The organism is Streptomyces chiangmaiensis (assembly GCF_036281785.1).
GTDB lineage: Bacteria > Actinomycetota > Actinomycetes > Streptomycetales > Streptomycetaceae > Streptomyces > Streptomyces chiangmaiensis.
Genome location: NZ_JAYWVC010000318.1, coordinates 1 through 6326, shown reverse-complemented (window position 1 = coordinate 6326; position 6326 = coordinate 1). Strand labels below are relative to the sequence as shown.

Here is a 6326-nt window from a genome sequence, read left to right as displayed (position 1 = left end):
GAGTCACTCCGTCGACTAGACGTCCTCATCGGCTTTGTAGCTCTTTCGGTGTTGTGGTCTAAAAACCAGGATGCATCCCATATTTTCTGAGTCAAGACGTTTTTGGGTAAATTCCGCGGGAAGCTCCATGCGATCACCCTCCGACTGCCGCACGCAGCGACCGGCGACCTACTCCATGAAGCCGAATACGCTATCCGCATGGCAGTGTGTGCACGCTGGCACCTGCGGCCACAGCGCATCCAGTGCCTGCTCCGGCGAGACACCCACACACCGACTGCTCTTACGCACCAGTCGCTCACATGCACGGCGACCAGGTTGTCCTTGTTCAGACCAGTTCAACCAGCCACTCCGGCGGAAGCGGCCGCATCTTTTCCCCGCGGCGGCGCTCCGCATCTCGGCGCTGCTCGTCGGCGATTCACCGGTCGAGCTGTGCCAATGCCGCCGTCGCCTGCTCGACCCCGACACGGCGCGCGGAATGCAGCAGTTCCATGCGGGACGGCCAGGCATCGTTCACACATTCGATTCTAGGTCTGCTTCGGCAGGCCAGCGTCGACGGGTAAACCTCTACCGGCCGGTATCCCAGCCATCACCCCGGTTCTGGCCGAACTGCTCGATCCAGCGTTGAGCCTCAGCGTTCTGCCACATCACAGCCCGTTGGATCTGATCGGCAGTCAGCCCGGTCTTCCCGACCAGCTCCTCCTCGCTGATCCCCTGGGATGCCGACGTAACGCCCGGGCGACCTTCCCAGCCCACAGCTCAGCGTCCACGAACCGACGACGCGTGTACCGATCGATCAGCTCCGCCAGATGCTCGTGCGAGCACGCGATCACCTTCCGCCGACCATCGCACGTTGGATCTACGGCATGCACGGTGGACGAGTCCCGCACGAGGGCATACCACTGGTTGCTGTCCAAGACCAGCGCCCCGCACACATCACACAGGTGAGGCTGGCCCTCTCCCTCGCTGCCCGTGCTCACTGAGCACGCGCCTCGTCCGGCAGCTGCAAAAGCCCTGCACACGCTTCAAAAATCGCAGGCAGCGAAGAAGACCGGTCTCCGCCGGCCACCCGCCTAAAGCGGACCACCATCATCATGTCGGCGGTGCTCTCCCGCACGAACCCGTCGACCATGTCGGCACCATCCGGGCGCTCGCGCACGAGCACCTGCCCCGGCTCATCCCCCGCAGCAATCTGCCGGTCCTCCCCCTCATCGGGACACCCCGCGAACTCGTACACCCAGCCGCCCATACCAAACCTCCCACCAAGGCAACGACAACTCCGCTGAGCAGGCACGAGGGCTTGACCCATCCGAAGGATCACATAGCCCCCGACGCAGTGAACGCCGCACCCGTGCGCAGGCGCGGCCTCGTCCCTCGTTTGCAGCGGACGGCCGTTTGGGCCGGATCGCAGCCAAGGGGGGTGGAACTTCACCTCCGCCGCCCCTTCGCCGTCCGGCCTGCACGTCGGCCGCGTACTGATCCACGTACTCCTGGCCCGACAGCCGCAAAATCGCGTATGTGATCTCGTCGGTGACGGCCCGCAGCACCGCCCTCTGATGCGCCATCCCTGCAAAACGTGAGAAGTCCAGCGGTTCCCCGAAACGGATCACGACCGGCCGGTGCCTCGGCAGGACACGCCCCGGAGGCCAGATCTGGAAGGTCCCCACCATCGCGCACGGAATCACGGGAACCTGTGCAGCCAGCGCCATCACCGCCACCCCGACCTTGCCCTTGTACAGTCGGCCGTCTGGGGAACGCGTGCCCCCCGGATAGATCGCGAGCAAGTCTCCCTTCGCCAGTACCCCCAGCCCTTCCCGGATCGCCGCCTGCGCCGCAGCCCTGCCCGAACTGTCCACCGAAATCTGCCCGGCGCCGCGGAGCGCGAGCGCGGTCAGTTGGCCCGTGAGGCCCCGCGCCCTGAAGTACTCCGCCTTGGCCAGGAACGTGATGCGCCGTTTCACGATGGCAGTTCGCGGCCGGAGCCGGGAACGCCACAGCTGCCTACTGCCTCTACCTCTTCCACCTCGGCCGCGGCGAACTGCGCGATGCCGACCACTGGGTCCACCAGGCCATCACCTCGGAACCGACATCAGCCTCGCCCCCTTCTCACGTCGCCCTACACTCCCGCGCCGTCCCACCCTGGCCCTTCGAGAAGCAGTCGGCCGACTGAAGGTCGACAAAGTCGAGGAGTGGGGCTTCCAGGTACTATGCCCCGCCTCCCGGCTCGCCCACCAGATCGAGGAACTCGCTGACGCCCCCTGACGCCACGCCGTAATGGGACGACGCGCACCTCGGACTGGCACCCGAAACGGCGTGAGCGCCCGACAGGTGGCTGCGGCGCCCGCTTCCACGCGCCGCGTGAGCCCGGAGGGGGCGGCGTTGCGCGCGCTCAGCCCGGCGGGCGGCCGTGGCCGGCCGCTGTGCGCAGGCTCTCCTCCAGCGCGGCCATCAAGTCCACCGCCGGCTCGGGCTCGGCCGGCTGCACCAGTTGGCCTCCGGATTCCTTCGCCTCTGCCAACTGTTGTAGAGCTGCGGCGTAGTCGTCGTGCAGCTCGGCGAGGTCGACGTCGGGCATCTGGGCCAGCAGCAGGGAGGCCAGCTCCAATTCTTGCCCGGTCACCGGCGTGGTCGATCGGATGCTCCCGGGATCGCGAACTTCTTTGGGCCACAGGAGTGTCTGGACGACCAGCGTGTCCCGGCGCGGCCACACCGCTGCCAGGCGCTCTCTGGTGCTCAGTGTCACCTTGGCCACGGCCGCGCGTTCTGCCCGGACCATCGCGGCCACCAGCAGCGCGTAAGGCCGCTGCCCGGTCTGCCCGTGCGGTGCGGCGTAGTAGGCGCGGGAGAACAGGATCGGGTCCAGGCCGTCGACGGGGACGAATCCGAGGACGTCGATGACGTGCTTGCTGGGCAGCGGCAGGGCTTCGAGATCTGCTTCTTCGAGCACCACGGTGTGCCCGTCAGGGGTCTCGTATCCTTTCGCGATCTCCCGGTTGTCGACCTCGCGGTGCTCGGCTTGGCAGATGCGCCGGTGCCGGATGCGGGAGCCGTCTGCGGCGTGCACTTCGTGCAGATCCACGCCGTGCCGTCGCGTCGCCGGGAACAACTGCACTGGGAGGCTGACCAGGCCGAACGTGATCCAGCCGGTCCACACCGCCTGCGTGGGCGCCGCCATGTCTCCAGCCTCCGCCGGAGCAGGCACGGGCGCACCTTAAATCACCCGCCTATGCGCGGGGCGCCTCTGCCGGTTCGGTGCCGGTGGTGTGGCGATGGACGTTGGCCGTCAGCTGGCGGAGCAGGCCCTGTGCGGTGGCGAACTCGTCGGGGGTCAGGCCCATGGCGTCGCCGATGGCGAGGGGGACGGCGCGGATGTGGTGGCTCAGTTCGGTTCCCTGCGGGGTCAGGGCGACTTCGACGATCCGTTCGTCGTCGAGCCGGCGCTGTCGTTGGAGCAGGCCGTTGCTTTCGAGGCGTTTGATCAGTGGTGTGACGGTGCCGTAGTCGAGTTGCAGAGCGGCGACCAGGTCCTTGACGGATTGGGTGCCGTGTTGCCAGAGCACCACCATGACCAGGTACTGGGGGTAGGTCAGTCCCAGTTCGTCGAGGAGGGGCCGGTAGGCGCCGGTCACGGCTCGTGAGGCCGCGTAGAGGGTGAAGCAGAAGTGGTCCTCCAAGAGCAGCGGGGCCTCTGCGGGGTCGCCGGGTGTGGATGCGCGGCTGTCGTCGTCGTTCATGGTGATCTCCTCTTCCTAGGTTCTTGGTTCTTGGGCGGCGGGCCGTCACCGGGGCAGCATGGCCGCAATCTCCCATGGACGCCAGTGCATCGCTGGCCAGTGTCTCGAAAACATTTATCTTGCGCACGAGGGAAACGTGCACTAGGTTTCTCGGTGTCGCCCCGGGCAGGACCGCCCGGAAGACCAACCGGCACCAGGCGCCGCATACCTATGGAGAGCCAGATGAACCTCAAGACCGTCGTCCGCCCCACCCGCAAGACCGCCGCCGCTCTGGGCGTCGCCGTCGCAGGCGTGGCGGCCCTCTCGCTCGCCGTCACGGCTCCGGCAGGCGCCGCCCAGGCCGAGCACCGTCCTTCAGCGCAGGCCAGGCCGACCGTGGTGCTGGTGCACGGCGCGTTCGTGGACGCCTCCAGCTGGAACGGTGTGATCAAGCGCCTGCAGCGCGACGGCTATCCGGTCGTGGCCCCGGCCAACCCGCTGCGCGGCCTGGCCGGCGACGCCGCCTACATCAACAGCTACCTCAAGAGCATCAAGGGCCCGATCGTGCTGGTCGGCCACTCCTACGGCGGTTCCGTGATCAGCCAGGCCGCCGCCGGCGACTCCCAGGTCAAGGCGCTCGTCTACATCGCCGCCTTCGCCCAGGACAAGGGCGAGAGTGTGGCGGAACTGAACAGCAAGTTCCCCGCGACCGAGCTCGGTTCGGCCCTCAACGCGGTGCCCTACCCGCTGCCCGGCGGCGGCACCGGCACCGACCTGTACGTCAAGGCCGACAAGTTCCACGAAGCGATCGCCGCCGACGTCCCGGAGTCGGTCACCGACCTCGCTGGCGCCGCCCAGCGCCCGGTGGACGCGTCCGTCTTCGACGAGAAGCCCACCCAGGCCGCCTGGCAGACCATCCCCTCCTGGGACCTGGTCACCACCCAGGACCACGCCATCAACCCCGACGAGCAGCGCTTCATGGCCAAGCGCGCCCACGCCCACACCATCGAGGTCAACTCCTCCCACGCCGTCATCGTTTCCCACCCCGGCGTCGTCACCGGCCTGATCGAACAGGCCGCCGGCTCCACCGTCCGCTGACCCCTCGCACGACCCGCCGCTGCGCAAAATCCCGGCACCATCGCCCTCACTCGTCGCCCCGAACAACAGGTCCGGGGCCCCGCAGACGACGGCGCCGATCGCGGCGCCACTGATGAAGACGAAGGCGCCACTGATGAAGATGAAAAGGACAACTCCCGCCATGAACCCCGCCTCGCAGCCCACGCCCACCATCGTGCTGGTGCACGGCGCCTTCGCGGACTCCTCCAGCTGGAACGGCGTCATCGAGCGCCTTGGGCACGACGGCTATCGGGTCCTCGCCCCGGCCAACCCGCTGCGCGGTCTGGCCAGTGACGCCGACTACCTGGGCAGTTTCCTCACCAGCGTGCAGGGGCCGGTGGTACTGGTGGGCCACTCCTACGGCGGCGCCGTGATCAGCCAGGCCGCCGCCGGCAACCCCGACGTCAAGGCGCTCGTCTACATCGCCGCCTTCACCCCCGAGGCGGGGGAGAGCGCACTGGAGCTGTCCGACAAGTTCCCCGGCAGCACGCTTGGTTCCGTCCTGGACTCCGTGTCCTTCCCTCTGCCCGGCGGCGGCATGGGCACCGACCTCTACATCAAGGCCGACACCTTCCACGACCAGTTCGCCGCCGACGTGCCCACCCATGTCACTGACCTGATGGCCGCCACCCAGCGCCCCATAGCCGCCTCGGCCCTGGAGGAGAAGGCGACCGAGGCCGCCTGGAAGACCATCCCCTCCTTCAGCCTGATCGCCACCGAGGACTACAACATCCCGCCGGCCGCCCAGCGCTTCATGGCCCACCGCGCGCACGCGCACACCGTCGAGGTCGAGGCCTCCCACGCGGTCTCGGTCTCCCAGCCGGGTGCGGTCATCGACCTGATCGAGCAGGCCGCCCACGCCACCACCCACTGACGCCCACATGGATGGTGTCCGAGGCCGGCAAGGCCTGCCGCCATCGTCAGGCGACACCCTCGGCAACCCCTGACTCCCGCCCCTGCTGGCGCAGCGTCATACCTCGACCCACACACGCATCAACACACGTACCGAACGGAGACCCGTCATGCCCGCCAACTACACCGCTGTTGTGAACGTGACCGGTGAGGGCCGCAATGGCGGCCGCGTCCAGTCCGACGACGGCGTCCTCGAGACCACGCTGGCCTACCCCAAGGAACTGGGCGGAGCCGGGGACGCCACCAACCCCGAGCAGCTGTTCGCTGCCGGCTGGGGCGCCTGCTTCCTCGGCGCACTCCGCCGCGTCGCCGCCCAGCGCAAGATCAAGCTGACCAGCACCGCCATCACCACCGAGATCACCCTCAACGAGGACCCGGACAGCGGGTTCGGCCTCGCCGCCGTCCTCAACGTCGAACTCGGCGGCGTCGACCAGCAGACCGCCACCGAACTGGGCGACGCCGCCCACCAGACCTGCCCCTACTCCAAGGCCACCCGCGGCAACATCCCCGTCACCATCAACGCCACCGCCGTCTGACCCCACCACACCCCCACACCGACGACAACACCAGGCCCCGGAGCATCGTCTC

At 68.1% G+C, this 6326-nt stretch carries 6 protein-coding genes and 1 pseudogene; 3 read left to right on the top strand and 4 right to left on the bottom strand.

Annotated features, from left to right (window positions below; all coding sequences use genetic code 11):
* Window positions 1-973: 973 nt before the first annotated feature.
* The 4 genes and pseudogenes from VXC91_RS41180 to VXC91_RS41165 form a co-directional block, all read right to left on the bottom strand.
* Window positions 974-1246 (bottom strand): hypothetical protein, encoded by a 273-nt coding sequence (locus VXC91_RS41180; protein WP_329512484.1) that lies wholly within the window; start codon window positions 1244-1246, stop codon window positions 974-976.
* Between the two features lie 193 nt (window positions 1247-1439).
* Window positions 1440-1964 (bottom strand): annotated as a pseudogene (locus VXC91_RS41175) (lysophospholipid acyltransferase family protein); the annotation flags it as partial.
* A gap of 422 nt (window positions 1965-2386) precedes the next feature.
* Window positions 2387-3172, bottom strand: a complete 786-nt coding sequence (gene ku, locus VXC91_RS41170) for a non-homologous end joining protein Ku (RefSeq protein ID WP_329512483.1) — start codon at window positions 3170-3172, stop codon at window positions 2387-2389.
* A gap of 49 nt (window positions 3173-3221) precedes the next feature.
* Window positions 3222-3731 (bottom strand): MarR family winged helix-turn-helix transcriptional regulator, encoded by a 510-nt coding sequence (locus tag VXC91_RS41165; RefSeq protein ID WP_329512482.1) that lies wholly within the window; start codon window positions 3729-3731, stop codon window positions 3222-3224.
* Between the two features lie 222 nt (window positions 3732-3953).
* On the opposite strand from VXC91_RS41165, the gene VXC91_RS41160 reads away from it, so the two are divergent.
* The 3 genes from VXC91_RS41160 (at window position 3954) to VXC91_RS41150 (ending at window position 6274) form a co-directional block, all read left to right on the top strand.
* A complete protein-coding gene (locus VXC91_RS41160; protein ID WP_329512481.1) occupies window positions 3954-4808 on the top strand; it encodes an alpha/beta fold hydrolase in 855 nt (284 codons plus the stop codon).
* A 133-nt stretch (window positions 4809-4941) separates the two neighbouring features.
* Window positions 4942-5700: an alpha/beta fold hydrolase gene (locus tag VXC91_RS41155; protein ID WP_408057603.1), complete on the top strand. Its 759-nt coding sequence runs from the start codon at window positions 4942-4944 to the stop codon at window positions 5698-5700.
* Window positions 5701-5848: 148 nt separating this feature from the next.
* Window positions 5849-6274 carry an organic hydroperoxide resistance protein gene (locus VXC91_RS41150; RefSeq protein ID WP_329512479.1) on the top strand — a complete coding sequence of 142 codons (426 nt, stop codon included), beginning with the start codon at window positions 5849-5851 and terminating at the stop codon, window positions 6272-6274.
* The last annotated feature ends 52 nt before the right edge of the window (window positions 6275-6326 follow it).

Coding starts and splice junctions, on each gene's coding strand:
- VXC91_RS41155 (WP_408057603.1), top strand. CDS start 4,942: ATGAAGATGAAAAGGACAACTCCCGCCATGAACCCCGCCTCGCAGCCC.
- VXC91_RS41160 (WP_329512481.1), top strand. CDS start 3,954: ATGAACCTCAAGACCGTCGTCCGCCCCACCCGCAAGACCGCCGCCGCT.
- ku (WP_329512483.1), bottom strand. CDS start 3,172: ATGGCGGCGCCCACGCAGGCGGTGTGGACCGGCTGGATCACGTTCGGC.
- VXC91_RS41180 (WP_329512484.1), bottom strand. CDS start 1,246: ATGGGCGGCTGGGTGTACGAGTTCGCGGGGTGTCCCGATGAGGGGGAG.
- VXC91_RS41165 (WP_329512482.1), bottom strand. CDS start 3,731: ATGAACGACGACGACAGCCGCGCATCCACACCCGGCGACCCCGCAGAG.
- VXC91_RS41150 (WP_329512479.1), top strand. CDS start 5,849: ATGCCCGCCAACTACACCGCTGTTGTGAACGTGACCGGTGAGGGCCGC.